The organism is Microbulbifer sp. (assembly GCF_036563125.1).
Classification (GTDB): Bacteria; Pseudomonadota; Gammaproteobacteria; order Pseudomonadales; family Cellvibrionaceae; genus Microbulbifer.
The window spans coordinates 1-17,522 of record NZ_DATCMV010000121.1; the positions used below are offsets into that span (position 1 = coordinate 1).

The window sequence follows — 17,522 nt, forward strand, 5'->3', positions numbered from 1 at the left end:
TGTTGCCAGGATTTGGCGATTGATCGGAATGACTACCCCCAAGTGGTCATTCCTTTCCCAACGACTATTTAACGGATCAAGGAAAAGTTCCCTCAAGAATTTTTAAAAAATTTTCGATTGTTCAATATGACCAAATTGGCAGGTTGGTCAGCTTTGGGTGGGCAAAAAAAAGCCCCGCCGAATGGGCGGGGCTTGCTGGATCGTGTCAGGAGGTTTTAGAACTCGAAGGTCACGCTACCGTAGAAGAAACGACCGACGGTGTCATAGCTTCTCATCAGAGTGTTCATGTCATCGTTGTTGGTGACATAAGGGGGCTGCTGATTCCACATGTTGCGGATACCACCAGAGATCTTGATGCTTTCCCAGCGGAAGTAGTTGAAGTTCACGTCCTGGTACCAGGTGGTATCGATATGCGTTGCCAGGTCTCCAGGGGACGGATCGAAGTCGTCTACATCGCCGAGCATACGCACGGTGGTAAATGCGCTCCAGCAGTCATATTCGTAACCGAAGGTGGTGTACAGCTTCCACTCGGGGAAGGCCACGATCGCGGTGGTTACCGGGTCAGCACCGAAGTAGCCCGCCAGATCGATCTCCGGGTCGGCCTCACTACCGCGGTATTTCCACTCGTTCAGGTAAGTGGCGCTGGCATTGACGCTGAAAATCCCCGGACCTGCCGCGACGCTATAGTCAAAGCCGAGGTCGACACCAGAGGTTTCAAAAGTGGCAACGTTCTGGCTGTTCAGCAGCTGTCCCGCAATGGTCAAATCAGATGCGCGGAAAGGGCTGGTCGCTAAGGGGCTGGTACCCACCGCTGCAGCGCCGGTGATCAGGTCACACAGTGGCGAACTGAAGCCGGCACTTTCGTAACAGCCTTGGACGATAGTGTTGGTAGTCAGGGTGCCGATGGCGTCGTCGATGCTGATGTTGAAGTAGTCGAGGGTGAAGCCCATGTCATCGGTAAAGGTTGGCGTCCATACAATACCCAAGGTCCAGCTTTCAGACTTCTCGGCTTGGAGGTCCGGGTTGCCGCCGAACAGGCCGGTGGCCTGGGTTGAGGCGATGGTCGTGCCCGGGGCAATGCCATCTGCAAGACAGTTGGCTTGTACGTTGGGGTTATCGCTTGCACCGTATTCGTTACAAGGGTCGGCATAAGATTCGGCAGACACTGTCGACGTCAGGTAAAGATCATCGAGGCCCGGTGCACGGAAACCTTCGGAGTAAGTGCCGCGGAAGCGAAGCTGATCCAGAGGGGCATATTCAAGGACCGCGCCAAAGGTAGTGTCGTCCCCGATGGTGCTGTAATCGGAATAGCGGAAAGAAGCTTCGACGGCCAGTACTTCAACCCAGGGGCTTCCCTCCATGATGGGAATGCGTACCTCACCATAGAATTCGTCGACGCTGTAGTTGCCGCCCCAGGCATCGCCATTCACGAAGTAAATCTGACCGATTTGAGCGGCGCCATCGGGGACGATTTCGGTACGCTCAGCGCGGTTTTCGTAGCCAATGGCCCAGGCGGGTGCTTCCCCGGTTAGCGCCCACTCTCCAAAATCGCCGACCAGGTTGGCCTGAACGCTGCGCAGGCTTGAGCGCTCGACTGGAGAGTTGGTAACCAAGGCGTAATTTTGCATTTCTGGTGTCAGGGTGCCCGGGGCGAAGGGGTTCCAGGCGGTTACACCTGATGCTTCAACAGCGGCCAAACATTCAGGGTCTTCGGCGCAGGCTACTGGATCCAGCAGGTTTTCAAAGCGCACGGTGTTGCCGCGGCCGCGGTCAATCTGCGAGTCGACCCAGCGGGAGTAGTTGTAAGACAAATCCCACGTCCATTCGTTGCAGAACTCGCCTTCAAGTCCGATGACGCCGCGCCAGGTATTCAGGTCCTGGGTAAATGAGCGGCCCCCGGTTTCTTCCAGACGGCGACCAATAGTTACGGTCTCGTCAAGCGGGTTGTAGGGGTTGGTAGTTGGTACCTCGGGTGCCCAGAAAGTACCTTCTGCGGCCATTAACTGGTCGGAGCGGCGGTTGACAAATGAGAGCTCGGAAAAACCTCGCACCGTCGTGAAATCTTTAAAGTCCCACAATTCGTAGCTGCCATATCCGTAAATGGATGCAACTTCCTGTGGTGTTGCCAGATAGCTGGCGGTTGCGAAATTATAGGCGTCGGTTGCCGCGTTAAATGCGCGGACCTCTCCCGTAACCGGATCGACAATCAGCTGGTCTGAGCTGGATTCCGGTGAAAACCGCGCTGGGGTGGTTGTGGAGCTACCACCACACACAACGCGTCCGCCAATTTCTCGTAGCGGGCAATCTGAGAAGTTGCGATCCCCCTGCCAGATATCATCGCGCTTGGTGTACTGGGCGTTCGCCATTACGTGGCCTTTGTCGTTTCCAGTACCAAAGGTCACTGCGGCAAGATATTCGTCGCCATCACCGTGGGTGGTAGTGCCGTAATCTGCAGTCAGCTCCGCGCCCTCAAACCCCTTCTTGGTAATGATGTTGATAACCCCGGCGATGGCATCGGAACCGTAAATGGTTGAGGCCCCGTCGCGCAGAATTTCCACCCGCTCGATGATGGAGGTGGGAATGGTGTTCAAATCCACCACGCCGGTGGCACCACCGGAAGAGCTCAGGCGACGGCCATTCATCAGGATCAAGGTGCGGGAAGAGCCGAGACCGCGCAGCGAGGCAGTTGCGAGACCGCCACTACCGTTGTTTACGGAAGAGCCCAGCTGGCCACCGGTCATTGATGGAATATTTTGCAGGAAGTCTTCCAGAGTGGTCTGGCCTGACTGTTCCAGTGCTGCTGCATCAAACACGCTGATAGGGGTGGCGCTGTTGGCATCTGTCGCACGTTGAATCCGTGAACCGGTTACGACAATTTCCTCAACCTCTGCCTGAGTATCCTGGGCAAAAGAAACAGAGGAAAAGCTGGTTGAAATCGCGGTCGCCGCGATTGCGCCCTTGATTGCCCGAGAAAGACGGGTTTTGTCCATGGTATACCTCTCCTGATACCGCTAAAGTTCGCCGAATTTGGCTGCGCCCTCCCTGACAACAACTTACTTCTATCAACAGAGGCTTGCTAACAACCCTAGAACAATTTTTCTTTCTTCAAGTGATTTCGTGAATGAAATTGCGCCTTTGGTTCGGGCGTGCCAATTGCGACGTCAGGAGTTGCGGAAAAATGCGAATACTTTGTGCGTGAGTTTTTACTGCGGGCGGGTATAGGGCGACAGCTGGAGGGAAAATATTGCTGAAAAAGAGAACGCCGGTTTCGCGCCAGCGGCATCACATACTGAAGCTGAGAGTGGTGTACCAGTAGCGGCCAGAAAGGTCGTAGGTGCGAGCGTCGAAATTGTCATTGAAGGCAGAGGCAGCAAATGGCGGTTCCCGATCCAGCAGGTTGTCGATGCCCACGGCAAATCGGAATCCACCGGGCACCCCGTACGCCAGCTGCAGGTCGTGAGTAGACCAGCTGTCAATGGTGCGAGTGATGGTTTGATCGTTGAGGGCAAAGCTCTCTTCAAGCTCGCCCACGTAGTGGATGGTGTAACCACCTTCCCAGCGTCCGCGCTGCCAGTACAGACCGGTATTGGCCTTCCACTCTGGCAGGGAGCCGGCACCTCCACTTGCCGCATCGGCAAACGTGCCGGCAAGATTTTCGATCGGGCTGCCGGGCGCCAGCTGATTCAAATAGCTAGACATGTGGCTGCTATTCAAGGACCAGCGGACCAGCCCAACTTCCCGGCTTTGGTATTGATAACGCATGCTGGCATCTACGCCGCGAACATCGCGCGCACCGATATTCAATCGCGTGGCAATAACCCGGGTGATGTCACCCTGGCTGTCGCGTTCCACTCGATCCTCAAATAGACCGGTAAACGCATTCTGATTGATCAGGTACTGAGGGCTGGTATCAATCACGTCATTTTGGCGGATTTCGTACAGGTCGATGCTGGCGTGGAATCCGGTGAAATCACCCGGCGTCCACACGATACCCAGCGAGCGGTTGTCAGACGTTTCAGGCTGCAGGTCCGGGTTGCCGCCGAACTCTGTCAGGTACTGGATACGGTCCTGGTCAGCACGCCCGTTGCAGCCGGGTAGCTGGGCTGCGTTGCTGTTGGTACAGGGGTCGAAAAGGTATTCCTGGCTCTGGTGGCCGGTCTGGTTCATATCAACAAGGGTGGGAGCCTTAAACCCGGTGGCATAGCTGGCGCGCAGTAACAGGGACGGCCATGGGCGCCAGCGCAGTGCCATTTTGGGGTTCGCGGTGTTGCCGAAGTCGCTGTATTCCGAATAGCGCACGGCGCCATCTAACCACAGCCTGTCGGCACTCAGTGGCAGGGAGATTTCCGCAAACGCTTCGCCGATCAGGCGGTTGCCCTCGGCGGCACCGGACGCAACACCCCCGATCAGCGAGAGCCCGTCGGAGTCGGTGGAGGTGAAGTCGATGGCCTCCCGCCGTATTTCTATACCGGCTGCCGCGAGGACTTCGCCGGCGGCACTGGTGCCGAGCGGGCCGTTGGCAATGTAGGTGACCGTGGACATGCGGCTGGCGCCACTCACACGGTTTTCACCACGGATATAGTCCAGCTGTGCGTCGTCGATACTGCCGGGTACGCCGAGCAGGTCAACCGGTATGCACCCCTCGGCCTCTGTGCAGGTATCCGGCCCTTTCAGGCTGAGGGACAGGCGGTTTGGATCAATCAGGTTGCTGAGCGTTTCATTGGCCTGGGTGTAATGGGTGGCGGCGGTGAGTTCCCACTGCCAGTCATTGACCTGACCCTTGAGGCCGGTGTTCAGGCGCCAGGTTTCGGTACCGTTGGACTGGATCCTCGGGCCGAGCTCCAGTACCCGCTTGCGCACATCAGTTATTTCTTCGCCGAAGGGGTTGTAGACCTGGTCACTGGCGATACTCAGATCGCCGTTATCGAAGCGGGTGAAAACCGGGGTAGGTGCCAGCGTCGATTGTGAGTGGGTCCGGACTGACATCATGTCGGCATAGGCATCGATCGAGTCGGAAACAGTCCGGCTCAGGGCGAGATACACAGAATGCCGGTCAGAGGGTACCAGTGCCGAGGTGTATTCACGGAAGTCGTAGAGGTCGCCGTTGGTCCACGGGCGCACGCCGTCGACGGTACTGGTGACGACACCGTCGGTGAGGGCGATATAGGCCTGCGGCGACGCGGAAGAGCGCAAGTCTGTGCCGCCGCGGGCGCGGTTGTCTGCAGAGGCGGACAGGTCCCGGTCGCGGCTGAGGATTTCTCCCTGGCGGTAGAGGGCCAGGCTGAACATCACGTGACCGGTCTCGCTGCCGGTGCCCCAGGTAATGCTGTAGGAATTGGTTTGCTGGTCGCCGCGCTCCGCCTGGCCGTAATAGCTGCTCACATCCAGCCCGTCAAAATCCCGCCGCAGAATAATGTTAACTACGCCGGCAATGGCGTCGGAGCCATATACTGCCGAGGCGCCGTCTTTCAGGACTTCGATGCGGTCCACTGCTGAAAGTGGAATGGTGTTGAGGTCGGCCGCTTCGCCGCCGAAGCCGTTACTCACGATGCGCCGGCCGTTGATCAGCACCAGCGTGTTGCTCGCGGGCAGGCCGCGCAGGGTAACGGTGGCCGTGCCGTTACCGCCATTGGTGACCGAGGTACTGGTGGAGTTGCCGGAAACGGCAGGGAGAAATTTCAGCAGCTCGGCAATGGTCTGTGCACCGGTGATTTCCAGTTCCGGCTGTGCGAGTACATCGATGGGTGCGTAGCTGTCGAGTTTCAGGTGGCGCAGGTGACTACCGGTCAGGCTCTGGCCGGTGACCGTAATTTCTTCCGCGGGGAGTAGCTGCGTCGTCGAGGATTCGTTTTCGGCGGGCTGTTCCGGGCGCGCGACAATTGCCAGCGCATTGGTGCCGGTGTGGGTGAATGTCAGCGCGGTGTTGTCCAGCAGTCGGCCAAGCGCCGGGGCGATGTTGCCATCCGGGGTTTCCAGGTGCTGTTCGCGGATCTGGATACTGGATACGTTGTTGGCCTGAACTACCAGCGATACGCGGCACTGCTTACCGAGGGAGATCAGTGCCTGAGACAGCGGGCCAGAGGGAAGTTGGACGCCGGATTCCGGGCAGGCGGACAGAGCACTCTTTGAGAATGCCAGCAGGCCTGTCAGTGACAGCGTTGCCCAGTGCCGGAAATCCAATGCTCTCGTCCCACCCCTGCAGTCAGCGCGATCAGCTGCCGAATCTGCGTTCGCTTTGATTGATTATGTGGTGTGGCGACACAAGCTTTTGGCTAAAAAAAGTACGACCACCCAAGGCGAGGTTTATATCTCAGTTGCGCTTGGGTGACAAGAGAGTCAGGTGAGGATCGCTGTGATCCTGCTCCAGACCCAGTGCCGCGGCAATGGCGGACAGGGTGCTTTCCGGATCGGTCAGTTCGAAAGTGCCGGACAGGGTCTGGTCGCTCACCGCGGGCGCTGCAGCTGCGGGTACCTTGAGGTAGCGGTTCAGTTCTTCCAGTGCTTCAGTGAGCGGTGTCTCGTCAAATACCAGCTGGCCGTGGGTCCAGTCGAGGGCCTCGTCCTCTGAGGTGCGGCCAACTTCTGACAGGCCGCTCGCGGACACGCTGACTTTCTGGTTGCGGGTCAGTTTGACCGATTCCGGTTGCAGGCCGCTGGCGGCGCGGGTCTCGCTCACGGCTACGGTGCCGCCAGTGACGGAAACCCGGGTGTTTTCGGGGTTGCGCTCCACGTTGAACTGGGTACCCAGCACGCGGATATTGGCACTGCCGGCGCTTACCGTGAACGGGCGCGAGGTCTGGCGGGCTACGTCGAAATAGGCCTCGCCACGCAGGAGCTGGGTGCGGCGCTCTTCGCGGCTGAAATTGACAATCAGCTCGGAGTTTGTGTTCAGTTGCACGCGGGAGCCATCGGGCAGATCGACGGTGCGAATTTCACCGACCGCGGTGGTGTACATCTGTTGTTGGGTCGGGGCTTGTTGCAGCCATTGATTGCCGATCCAAAGTGCAACCGCCAGGCAGGCTGCAACGGCACTGCCGCCCATCAGCCACTGCGGCAGGTTCCAGCTGCTGGCAGATTCTGCGGCGGCAGACGCGGCGCGCGGGCGGTTAGCTGTGCGACTGGCGGACTGGCTGTTGTTGCGGTGACGGGGCGCGGGCACACTCTCCGGGTAGATCTCGTCCAGCGGCAGGCGCGAGAGAACACCCAGGTCACCCCAGAGTTCGGCCATTTCATCAAAGGCTTTGCGGTTGGCTGGAGACTCGGCCATCCAGCAGGCAAAAGCGCGGCGGTCGGAATCGCTGAGCGCGTCGGAACGCAGGCACGCGATCCAGGCACATGCCTGGTCAAGCCTGTCTTCCGCTGGTACGTCTTGTACTTCCTGAGGATTCACCGCACTAATACCTTGTTTTCCGATAACCTGTTGAACTGCCTGTCAGAGTTGTCATTTGGGTGGTTGGTGCCTTTCCTCAAGCCCAGAATGCTCGCTTGCACCAATATGGTGCTATGGGAAGGCGGTCAAATCAACAACTGAGAACGTCCTGTGCAATTTTTGCGATAAAACGCTGAAAAATTTAGCACAACTTTCTCGCGGGGTCCGTTTTTTCTCGTTTGGATACCGCTGCTCATAAGTAAGACGCGTGACCGCCCCAGCCCCTCAAACAAATTTAAAAAAACTTGCTGCAAGGCAGTGCATTCATTGGTCGGCGTGCGCCAGTCTGGTTCAGTGGTGCATATGCTGAGCTAAATGCCGCCGCTCCTTTAAAGGTGCGGCGGCACTCAAGCTGTGCGAAACGAGACTGAGAGTGGTAACAGGATCAGAAGTTTCCGGTCTTTTGCCGGCAGACCTTTAGCGCCTGCAGTATGTACTTCTCCACACTACTGACGGATATGTTCATGTCTTCCGCAATTTCGGTGTAGGAAAGGCCGCGATTGCGGTGCAGCAGGAAGGCCTGGCGGCACTTGAGCGGCAAGCTGTCCATGGCCTCGTGGATGGCCTGTAGCTGTTGCCGTGCAGCGAGAACCCGCTCCGGCGACTGGTGGTCGGCTTGGTCGTCTTCGCCGGTACTGTCGACCGGCAGCTGTTGGTTGATGTAGTCGATATGCAGTTTGCCCCGGCGCAGTTGATCCAGAGCCAGGTTGTTCGCGATCTGGAACAGGTAGGCGCGCGGGTTCTCCAGATCCTTCTCGTCAGTGAGGTTCTGCAGGCGCAGGTAGGCATACTGCGCGATGTCTTCGGCGTCTTCGGGGCTGCGCACGATGCGAGTGACAAAGCGCACCAGTGCCTGGCCGTGTTCGGCAAACAGCTTCTCCAGAAGTGTCTTCCGGGTGTTATTCATCGGTAAGAGGAGTCCCCGTACAGCGCTCATTGTGATAGTTGTGGTTGCTTTGAGTCGGGCCCGGCAAGTTATAACACAGGCGTATAGCAATCGACGAGAGGTCGTTTTGGCACGATAAAGTGACCGGATCGCCTTGTCGAGGCTTGCTAACTGGTACGGGCGTACATCTGACGTGGGCCAAATGCGACTTCTGGCGGGTGTCTATTCCTGTGCGGTGATGCCGGTATAATGGCCGACTTCTCGAATGCCGGTAGCGGCATATCCGTCCAAATCAGGGCACCTCGAGGTGCGGAGAGCGAATGAGTTATCAAGTACTGGCGCGCAAGTGGCGACCGCGGTTGTTCCGGGAGATGGTGGGCCAGGAGCACGTGCTTCAGGCATTGATCAACGCTCTGGACAACAACCGCCTGCACCACGCCTACCTGTTTGCCGGTACCCGCGGGGTGGGCAAGACCACCATCGCGCGGATTCTCGCCAAGTGCCTCAACTGTGAAACCGGCGTCAGTTCGGAGCCCTGTGGCCAGTGTTCGGTGTGTACTGAGATCGCCGATGGACGCTTCGTCGACCTGATCGAGGTGGACGCGGCCTCCCGCACCAAGGTGGAAGACACCCGCGAGTTGTTGGAAAACGTGCAGTACGCGCCGACACGGGGCCGCTACAAGGTGTACCTGATCGACGAGGTGCACATGCTGTCCAACAGCTCGTTCAACGCGCTGCTGAAGACGCTGGAAGAGCCGCCGCCCCACGTCAAATTCCTGCTCGCCACCACCGATCCGCAGAAACTGCCGGTAACCGTGCTGTCCCGCTGCCTGCAGTTCAACCTCAAGAACATGAGCCCGGAGCGGGTGGTGGAACACCTGCGCTTCGTGCTGGAAAAAGAACTGGTGCCGTTTGAAGAGGCGGCCCTGTGGCTGCTCGGGCGTGCCGCCGATGGCAGTATGCGCGACGCCATGAGCCTCACCGATCAGGCCATCGCCTTTGGCGGCGGCAAGATCAGCGAGGCGGAGGTGCGAGCCATGCTCGGCACCCTCGACAGCACCCTGGTGTGGAAACTGGTGCAGGCACTGGCGGATGAAAACCCGGCGGCACTGTTCGCCGCGGTGGATGACCTTTCCCAGCATGCGCCGGACTACAGCGCTGCGCTGGCGGAGCTCGCCTCCATCCTGCACCGCATCGCCATTGCCCAGGTTTTACCGGAAGCGATCGATAACGCGTTGGGGGATGCCGAACAGCTGCAGCGCCACGCGGCCTCCATCGCCAGTGAAAACATACAGCTCTTTTACCAGATGGCGCTGCTCGCCAGGCGCGACCTGCCACTGGCGCCGGATCCCCGCGGGGGATTTGAAATGGCACTGCTGCGGATGCTGGCATTCAAACCCCAGGGGGTAGCCAATATCCCCACCGCGAGTCTCGCCGGCGCGGGGCAGGCCACGGTGAAACCACCGGCGCCGCAAATGGCCGCGCCAGTGCCAGTGCCAGTACAGGCGGCGCCCGAACCGCAGGCCGCGCCCGTTGTGACCGAGCCTGTTGCCCAGGTCCAAGTGGACACGCAGCCACAGCCGCACAGTGCACCGCCGGTGGAATCCGCTCCGCCAATACCACAGGACGATACGCCCCCCTGGGACGAGGAACCCGAGGATCGGGCACCTGAGCCGGTGCCGTACGAGTCCGGCTACCCGAGTGCCGGGGGTGACAGCGAAAAAAAGCCCGCAGCTGAAGTGGAGCCGCAGAGTTCTGCGGCGGACCCGGTCGCGCCTGTACCGGTAAATGAAACGGCGGCTGCGCCCGTGCTGGAGTCCGTGGCGGTAACTGAAACTGAAATGGCAGCGTTGCCTGAAGCCGCAGCGCCGCCCACCACCACCGATGACCGCACCGCCCTGCGCGAGCGGCTGCGCCAGCAGGTGGCAGAGGTTGAAACAGCGCCAATTCCTGCACCCGTAGCGGCACCACAGAAGGCGCCCGCGCAGGCCGTGCCCTCCGTGCCACCTGCGCGCCTGGACGCGCTCTCGCCGGGCAGCTGGCCGGCCATGTACCCGCAGATCGGGGTGACCGGTATCCTCCACTCCATTGCGTCGCATCTGGAGTTGCAGGGGCGGCAGGACAATATACTTTCCTTTACGCTGGATCAGTCTTTCAGCAGCCTCTACGACGAGGGCCACCAGCGCCGTCTCGCCGATGTGCTGGGGGATTTTTTCGGTCAGCCGGTAGTGGTGCATATCCAGGTGGGCGCCGTGCACGGCGGCACTCCCGCGCGACTGGTGGCAGCCACCCGCGAGGCGCAGCTGCTGTCGGCGCGCGACGCCCTCAACAAAGACCCGCTGGTACAGGATCTGCAGGCGGAGTTGGGGGCGCGGCTGGTGCCCGAGTCGGTGGAATACCTCGGCTGACCTGCAGCCTGATGACTGTCCAGAACGTAAAATTTGAACGAATGAATTGATGAAGCGGTGATTCCCATGATCAAAGGTTTGGGCGATTTGATGCAGCAGGCCCAGAAGATGCAGGCCGACATGCAGGAGCGCATGGAAAAGGTCCAGAAAGAGCTGACGGACCTGCGGGTTACCGGTGAATCCGGCGCGGGCATGGTGAAGGTCACCATGAACGGCCGTCACGATGTGGTGGATGTGAATATCGACCAGAGCCTGCTCGGCGAAGACAAGGAAATGCTGGAAGACCTGCTGGCCGCTGCGGTGAACGATACTGTGCGCCGGGTGGAAGAGGCCGCGCAGAAGGTACAGAAAGATCAGATGGGCGGGCTCGCCGCCGGGATGAATCTGCCGGAAGGATTCAAGTTTCCCTTCGGTTGATGCGCCACTGCCGAGAGACTCTCAACTGCCTAGGCCTTTTAACTGCCCAGAGCCTCTTAAAAAGTACCGGGCCCCAATCGGGCCCTTTTTGTTAGCGAACACACGTACCCGATCCCCATGTTCAGTCCCCTGATTGAAGACCTGATTCGCGCACTGCGCTGCCTCCCTGGTGTCGGACCCAAGTCCGCCCAGCGTATGGCCATGTACCTGCTGGAAAAAGACCGCGATGCCGCCGGCCTGCTCGCCCATTCATTGCAGCTGGCGGTGGAAAAAGTTGGCCGCTGCAGTCGCTGTCGCACCCTCACCGAGCAGGTGGTGTGTGCGCTGTGCAACAACACCCGGCGCGATCACACCCTGCTGTGCGTGGTGGAAACACCGGCGGATGTTCTGGCCATCGAGCAGGCGGGCAACTACCACGGCCTCTACTTCGTACTGCACGGGCACCTGTCGCCGATCGACGGTGTGGGGCCGGCAGACCTGGGCCTCGACCTGCTGGGTGAGCGGCTGGGTGAGCGGGAAAATGGCGGTATTGTTGAGCTGATCATCGCCACCAACCCCACCGTGGAAGGCGAGGCGACCGCCCAGTTCATCGCCGAGCGCGCCCGCGCCAAGGGGGTTGCCGTGAGCCGGATTGCCCACGGCGTACCCATCGGTGGCGAACTCGAATACATCGATGGCGGCACCCTGGCACATGCCTTCAACAGCCGTACCGTCCTCTAATCTGGTCTTCTGATGTCTGAGCAAACGAACAAACAACTGGTCGACACCACGCCCATCTGGGTCGACAGCGCCGAGCAGCTGGCGGAGCTCTGCGCTCGCTGGCGTACCCAGAGTGCGGTGGCGCTGGATACCGAATTCATGCGCAGTCGAACCTTCTATCCGCTACCCGCGCTGGTGCAGGTGGGAGATGGTAAACAGTGTTATCTGATCGACAATCTCGCCATCGACAATCTGGAGCCGCTGAAGGAACTGCTGCTGGATACCCGCGTGGTAAAGATCATGCACTCCTGTAGCGAGGATCTGGAAACCCTGGACCGCCTGCTCGGCGCTGTGCCCGAGCCGATTTTCGACACCCAGGTGGCCGCCGCGATTGCCGGCATGGGCGCCGGCCTCGGTTACGCCGCTACTGTTCAGCAGCTGCTGCAGATCGAACTGCCCAAAAGCGAGACCCGTTCCGATTGGCTGCAGCGTCCCCTGAGCGACTCGCAGAAAAATTATGCCGCCCTCGATGTGGCCTGGTTGCCGCTTATTTACGGCATGCTGCTCAAACAGCTGCGCGAGCAGGAGCGCCTAGAGTGGCTGCGGGAAGATTGCGATGCGATCATCCAGTCCGCACGCCAAGCGGAAGCACCAGAGCTTTATTATCTCAAGGTGAAAGGGGCCTGGCGTCTGCGACAGAAACAGCTGGCGGTATTGCAGGACCTGTGTGCCTGGCGCGAGCGCGAAGCGCGCGCGCGGGATATGCCGCGCAATCACCTGCTGAAAGAAAATGTCTGCCTCGGACTCGCCCAGTCCATGCCCAAGCACCTCGCCACCCTGGGGCAGCCCGGGCTCGAGGGCAAAACCATGCGCAAATACGGCGAGACGTTGTTGCAGATCATCGCCAGCGCCAGCGAGCGCCTGGATCTGCCGCCGCGCATGCCCATGCCACTGAACCGCGAGCAGGGCGAGGAGCTGAAACTCCTGCGGCAAAAAGTCGCCGAGCTGGCCGAACAAGCCGGTCTGCCGCCGGAAATTCTGGTGCGCAAAAAAGAACTGGAAAACCTGGTGCAGGCCGCAGCCCCAGAGCTGGAAGGGCGCCTGCTGGGCTGGCGCCGCGCCGTTGTCGGCGAGCCGCTGCTTGAAGAACTGAATCGATTGAGAAAAAACTGATGAAACTTCTTTGCGATATTTACCGCAGTCCGCGCAAGGATGAAATGTACCTGTATGTACAGAAACAGGACGGTGTGTCCCGGGTGCCGGAAAACCTGCAGGAACTATTCGGCACACCAGTGCACGTTACCACCATGCTGATTACCCCCGAGCGCAAACTGGCGCGCGCGGATGTGCACAAAGTCATGAACGCGCTGCAGGAACAGGGCTACTATCTGCAGATGCCGCCGGTGCAGGATGATGAAATGCGGGCGATCGCCGCGCAGAACAGTAAACTGCCTCGCGGCTGAAAACCGGAGTTGCGGACGTGGTAAGCCAAAGGCCTTTCTGGCAGCGCAAGACCCTCGCGGAAATGACCGCGGCGGAATGGGAATCCGTCTGCGACGGCTGTGGGCGCTGTTGTCTGCACCGGCTGGAAGACGAAGATAGCGGTGAGGTCTACACCACCCGCGTAGCCTGCAAGCTGCTGGATATTCACAGCTGCCGTTGTAGTGATTACACGCACCGCAAACAGAAAGTGCCAGACTGTATCCAGTTGACACCGGAAGATGCCGCCAACTTCAGTTGGCTCCCGGCCACCTGCGCCTATCGCATACTGGCGCAAGGCGGACAGTTACCGGAGTGGCATCCGCTGGTTTCCGGCGACCCGGAATCGGTGCACAAAGCGGGAATCTCGGTGCGCGACCAGGTGATCAGCGAAGAGCAGGTCCACCCGGACGATTATGAAGATCACATCGTTGTCTGGGTCGGCGACGATTGAACAAAACCCATTTGGCAACACTAACGAAAGATCAATAAGCGAAAAAAAATGGCAGAAGAATTCAAGATGGCCTGGGCGATTTACGTCGGCGGGGTAGTGGTACTGCTGGCTGCGGGCTGGTGGTTTATGCGTAACTGGCGCTGGTCCTGGCTGCGCCAGCTGTTGTTGCTGGAGGCCGCCGTGGTATTGCTGGTTCCGGCCCGCGGCACCATAGAAGGGGCGCCGCTGACACCGATTCTTCCCCTGTTTGCGTATCAGACCGTGTTTGAGGATAACGGCGCCAGCCCGGAAGTTTCCGCCAGCCTGGTATTCACTGCCGGCGGCGCTTTTGCGGTCATGTTGATCATCGGTATCATTCGCCTGATGCTTCGCCGTCGCAAAGACCGGCCCATGACAGAAAGTGACCAGTACTGATCCCGAATATCTTTGAATGGGCGCTGGAAATAACCTTGCGGCGAAACCGGCGCCAATCCCTTCTCCCCACCCCGATCTGCTGCCGCGAATTTTCCCGGTAACTGCTATATCTATTAGAGCCCGCAACAATCCGTCCCGGGAATGGGGCTGCGTGATTGCGTGGCGCCGAATGGCACATTGACGAGCCAGGAAGCAGGATTCAAAAAAACTAACAGAAAGAACACCACAGAGCACATTCAGTGTTTGCACTGTGCATCGAATGAAGGGACAGGGATGCTCGACCACCTGCTAATTCTGACTGCGGTCATGCTGGTCTCCGGTATTCTCGGGGGGCTGGTCAACTACTATCAGATGCTGTTCACCGAGGAAGACCCCGCCGGTCTCGCCCGTTGCCTGATCATGGGGCTATGCGGCGCTTTGATGGTGCCTATCTTCCTCAAATTCACCCAGAGCGACCTGCTGATCGAAATCCAGGGCGACCCGTCACGGCTGCTGATTTTTACCGGCTACTGTCTGCTCGCGGCCATCGCCTCGCGCATGTTCGTGTTCAATGCTGCGCGCCGCCAGCTGCGGGATGCCAGCATCGCGCGTGCGCGGGTGGAAAACCTGGAGCAGGAAATCCGCGCCATGCAACTGGAGATGATGCCGCTGCTGGAGCACGAGATCGAGGGCGACCCGGAGCAGGGGCCGACACTGGACTTCAACCAGATCCGCAAGCTAGACGATAACGCCCTGCACGTACTAAGCCTGCTGAACAACGGCGACTGTGTGTTCCGCTCCCTGGCCGGCATGGTGCAGGAGGGCAATATGGAAACCAACTCGGTAGCCCGTGCGCTGAACAGCCTGCTGGTGCTGGAAATGGTGGGCAAGATCCACAGCCATCTGGGTATCCGCTGGTATATCACCGACAAAGGGCGCCAGGTGGTGCGTCGTCGCCGCGCCCAGGTTGCCTAAGCAGGGCGCTAACACAGGCGCGCCGGACGGCCAGTCGCAATTTGCTGACTCAATATAAGTTCCTGGTCGCACCCAGTGCGGGCGCGATAAGTTCCTGGTCGCACCCAGTGCGGGCGCGGCCACTGCCGTCATCCATTCTGACCGTTTCCGCCTTTGGCCCATTTCCGGGCTTCCTTTACCATGAGTGCTTTTCGATCCTCGAGAATTCGGAGCAACCATGAAATTCACCGGAACCGACAGTTATGTCGCCACCGACGACCTGCAGATGGCGGTGGACGCAGCGGTTACCCTGCAGCGCCCGCTGCTGATCAAGGGCGAACCGGGCACGGGTAAAACCCTGCTGGCCGAAGAGGTGGCAAGTAGCCTGGGCCTGAAGTTGATCCAGTGGCATATCAAGTCCACGACCAAAGCGCAGCAGGGACTGTACGAATACGATGCGGTATCACGCCTGCGGGATTCCCAGTTGGGGGTGGACCGGGTGCACGATATCGGCAATTACATCAAGAAGGGCAAGCTGTGGGAGGCCTTTTCGGCGGACGAGCGCGTTGTGCTGCTGATTGATGAAATCGACAAGGCGGATATCGAGTTTCCCAACGATCTTCTGGTGGAGATCGACCGTATGCAGTTTTTTGTCTACGAAACTGGCGAGACCATTACTGCCAAACATCGGCCGATTGTGATCATCACTTCCAATAATGAAAAAGAGCTGCCGGACGCGTTCCTGCGCCGCTGTTTTTTCCATTACATCAGTTTTCCGGACCGCGCGACCATGCAGAAGATCGTGGATGTGCATTATCCGGATATCAAGAAGGAGCTGGTGGCGGAAGCGATGGATGTGTTCTTCCAGATTCGCGAGGTGCCGGGCCTGAAGAAAAAGCCTTCCACTTCTGAACTGATCGACTGGCTGAAGCTGTTGCTGGCGGACGATATTCCCGAAGAAGTACTGAAAAATCGCGACACCACTTCCGCGATTCCGCCGCTTTACGGCGCACTGCTGAAAAACGAGCAGGACGTGCATATGCTGGAACGCCTGGCGTTTATGGCTCGCCGCGAAGGGCGCTAAATCCAATGCTTATTGGCTTTTTCCTGAACCTGCGCCGCTACCAGCTCCCGGTTTCCATTACCGAGCTGCTCTCGTTGCTGGAGGCCCTGCAGCAGCGCCTGGTCTATGCCAACCTGGACGAGTTTTATTTCCTCGCCCGTACCTGTCTGGTCAAAGACGAAAAGCACTTCGATAAATTCGACCGCGCCTTTGCCGCCTATTTCAAGGATCTGGAAACCCTCGACGATATTCTCGAGCAGATGATCCCGGAAGACTGGCTGCGGGCGGAGTTCATCAAGCAGCTGAGCGAGGAAGAGAAAGCCAAGATTGAATCCATGGGCGGTCTGGAAAAACTGCTGGAGGAGTTCAAGAAACGGCTGGAAGAGCAGAAGAAGCGGCACAGTGGCGGCAACAAGTGGATTGGTACCGGTGGTACCAGTCCGTTTGGCAACAGCGGCTACCACCCCGGCGGTATTCGCGTCGGCGGCGAAAGTCGCAACAAGTCCGCATCCAAAGTCTGGGAAAAACGCCAGTTCCGCAACCTCGACGACAGCATCAGTCTCGGCACCCGGAATATCCAGGTGGCGCTGCGCAAACTGCGCAAATTCGCCCGCACCGGCGCGGCGGAGGAGCTGGACCTCAATGACACCATCCGCTCCACTGCCCGCAATGCCGGCCTGCTGGATATCAAGATGGTGCCGGAGCGGCACAATGCGGTGAAGGTGCTGATCTTCTTCGACGTGGGCGGCTCCATGGACCCCTACGTGAAGCAGTGCGAAGAGCTCTTCTCCGCCTGCCGCAGCGAGTTCAAACACCTGGAGTATTTTTATTTCCACAACTTCATCTACGAACACGTGTGGAAAGACAATGTCCGCCGCTACAGCGAATCCACGCCATTGGTGGAAGTGCTGCGCACTTACGGCAAGGACTACAAGGTAATTTTCGTCGGCGACGCCTCTATGGCGCCCTACGAAATCACCAGTCGCTTCGGCAGCGTTGAGCACATGAACGAAGAGCCCGGTGCGGCGTGGATGCAGCGGGTAACCAACACCTATGAAAAACTCGTTTGGCTGAACCCCACTTCAGAAGAGTACTGGCAGTACACCGCAAGTATCGGAATGGCTCAGAGACTGGTAAATGGCCATATGTATCCGATGACGATTGAGGGGTTGGATCGGGCGATTGCTTACTTGGTAAAAGGGCGCTAAAGGCACGCTTGATTCGAAGTGCTGTTCTTAGACTCGAAGGCCAAGTGCCGGGGGTAGGTTTTCAGGAGCGTCGGCGACAGGGACGTCGCCGACGCAGCGTACAGGGATGTATTCACAGCGGTCCTGAAAACC

The 17,522-nt window shown here is 59.0% G+C and carries 14 protein-coding genes; 10 read left to right on the plus strand and 4 right to left on the minus strand.

Annotated features, from left to right (window positions below):
- Positions 1 to 215 precede the first annotated feature (215 nt).
- The 4 genes from VIL80_RS10075 to VIL80_RS10090 all read right to left on the minus strand — a co-directional run bounded on the left by VIL80_RS10075 (position 216) and on the right by VIL80_RS10090 (position 8,336).
- Positions 216 to 2,990 carry a TonB-dependent receptor plug domain-containing protein gene (locus VIL80_RS10075; RefSeq protein ID WP_332035985.1) on the minus strand — a complete coding sequence of 925 codons (2,775 nt, stop codon included), beginning with the start codon at positions 2,988 to 2,990 and terminating at the stop codon, positions 216 to 218.
- Between the two features lie 292 nt (positions 2,991 to 3,282).
- Entirely contained in the window at positions 3,283 to 6,180 is a 2,898-nt protein-coding gene (locus tag VIL80_RS10080) for a TonB-dependent receptor (protein WP_332035986.1), read from the minus strand.
- A gap of 130 nt (positions 6,181 to 6,310) precedes the next feature.
- On the minus strand, positions 6,311 to 7,390 hold the full coding sequence (locus VIL80_RS10085; RefSeq protein ID WP_332035987.1) for a FecR family protein: 1,080 nt from the start codon (positions 7,388 to 7,390) through the stop codon (positions 6,311 to 6,313).
- A 424-nt stretch (positions 7,391 to 7,814) separates the two neighbouring features.
- Complete coding sequence (locus tag VIL80_RS10090; protein WP_318953268.1) at positions 7,815 to 8,336, minus strand: RNA polymerase sigma factor; 522 nt, start codon at positions 8,334 to 8,336, stop codon at positions 7,815 to 7,817.
- A 299-nt stretch (positions 8,337 to 8,635) separates the two neighbouring features.
- Here VIL80_RS10090 and dnaX point away from each other — a divergent pair, with 299 nt between their 5' ends.
- From dnaX to VIL80_RS10140, 10 genes are all read left to right on the plus strand, one after another.
- Entirely contained in the window at positions 8,636 to 10,723 is a 2,088-nt protein-coding gene (gene dnaX, locus VIL80_RS10095; RefSeq protein WP_332035988.1) for a DNA polymerase III subunit gamma/tau, read from the plus strand.
- A gap of 66 nt (positions 10,724 to 10,789) precedes the next feature.
- On the plus strand, positions 10,790 to 11,140 hold the full coding sequence (locus VIL80_RS10100) for a YbaB/EbfC family nucleoid-associated protein (RefSeq protein ID WP_332035989.1): 351 nt from the start codon (positions 10,790 to 10,792) through the stop codon (positions 11,138 to 11,140).
- Between the two features lie 117 nt (positions 11,141 to 11,257).
- A complete protein-coding gene (gene recR / locus VIL80_RS10105) occupies positions 11,258 to 11,860 on the plus strand; it encodes a recombination mediator RecR (RefSeq protein ID WP_332035990.1) in 603 nt (200 codons plus the stop codon).
- Between the two features lie 12 nt (positions 11,861 to 11,872).
- Positions 11,873 to 13,012, plus strand: a complete 1,140-nt coding sequence (gene rnd / locus VIL80_RS10110) for a ribonuclease D (RefSeq protein WP_332035991.1) — start codon at positions 11,873 to 11,875, stop codon at positions 13,010 to 13,012.
- Positions 13,012 to 13,302 carry a YcgL domain-containing protein gene (locus VIL80_RS10115; protein ID WP_332035992.1) on the plus strand — a complete coding sequence of 97 codons (291 nt, stop codon included), beginning with the start codon at positions 13,012 to 13,014 and terminating at the stop codon, positions 13,300 to 13,302. The genes rnd and VIL80_RS10115 overlap by 1 nt, the downstream gene beginning before the upstream one ends.
- Positions 13,303 to 13,319: 17 nt before the next feature.
- Positions 13,320 to 13,772 carry a YcgN family cysteine cluster protein gene (locus VIL80_RS10120; protein ID WP_332035993.1) on the plus strand — a complete coding sequence of 151 codons (453 nt, stop codon included), beginning with the start codon at positions 13,320 to 13,322 and terminating at the stop codon, positions 13,770 to 13,772.
- 48 nt (positions 13,773 to 13,820) lie between these two features.
- Positions 13,821 to 14,186 carry a hypothetical protein gene (locus tag VIL80_RS10125; protein WP_332035994.1) on the plus strand — a complete coding sequence of 122 codons (366 nt, stop codon included), beginning with the start codon at positions 13,821 to 13,823 and terminating at the stop codon, positions 14,184 to 14,186.
- A 273-nt stretch (positions 14,187 to 14,459) separates the two neighbouring features.
- Complete coding sequence (locus VIL80_RS10130; RefSeq protein WP_332035995.1) at positions 14,460 to 15,140, plus strand: YEATS-associated helix-containing protein; 681 nt, start codon at positions 14,460 to 14,462, stop codon at positions 15,138 to 15,140.
- 217 nt (positions 15,141 to 15,357) lie between these two features.
- Positions 15,358 to 16,203: an AAA family ATPase gene (locus VIL80_RS10135; protein ID WP_332035996.1), complete on the plus strand. Its 846-nt coding sequence runs from the start codon at positions 15,358 to 15,360 to the stop codon at positions 16,201 to 16,203.
- Between the two features lie 5 nt (positions 16,204 to 16,208).
- Positions 16,209 to 17,390 (plus strand): vWA domain-containing protein, encoded by a 1,182-nt coding sequence (locus tag VIL80_RS10140; RefSeq protein WP_332035997.1) that lies wholly within the window; start codon positions 16,209 to 16,211, stop codon positions 17,388 to 17,390.
- Positions 17,391 to 17,522 lie beyond the last annotated feature (132 nt).